Below are 299 nucleotides of genomic sequence, written 5' to 3'. Positions count from 1 at the left end.
GAACCAACGCATGAGGGAGTCAAAGTCCCTTGCCTTACCGCTTGGCTATACCCCAATAATAATATTAATAAATAGGCGAGTGATGGGGATCGAACCCACGCATGCCAGAGCCACAATCTGGTGTGTTAACCACTTCACCACACCCGCCATAAGTATTAACACGGGCAGTAGGAATTGAACCCACACTGAAGGTTTTGGAGACCTTAGTTCTACCTTTAAACTATGCCCGTAAAGGATGGAAGGGGAGGGATTCGAACCCCCGAACCCGAAGGAGCGGATTTACAGTCCGCCGCGTTTAG

General features: G+C 49.5%; 2 tRNA genes. Both read right to left on the bottom strand.

The window, feature by feature from the left end:
• Nucleotides 1–74: 74 nt before the first annotated feature.
• Nucleotides 75–147: transfer RNA gene (locus tag LIZ08_RS10330), tRNA-His, on the bottom strand.
• A gap of 12 nt (nucleotides 148–159) precedes the next feature.
• Nucleotides 160–230, bottom strand: a tRNA-Trp gene (locus tag LIZ08_RS10325).
• Nucleotides 231–299 lie beyond the last annotated feature (69 nt).

The organism is Streptococcus sp. 210928-DFI.4.42 (genome assembly GCF_020554365.1).
In the GTDB taxonomy this organism is placed as follows: domain Bacteria; phylum Bacillota; class Bacilli; order Lactobacillales; family Streptococcaceae; genus Streptococcus; species Streptococcus parasanguinis_S.
Note: the sequence above shows the minus strand (reverse complement) of the source record. Positions and strands in the feature narration are given on the sequence as shown.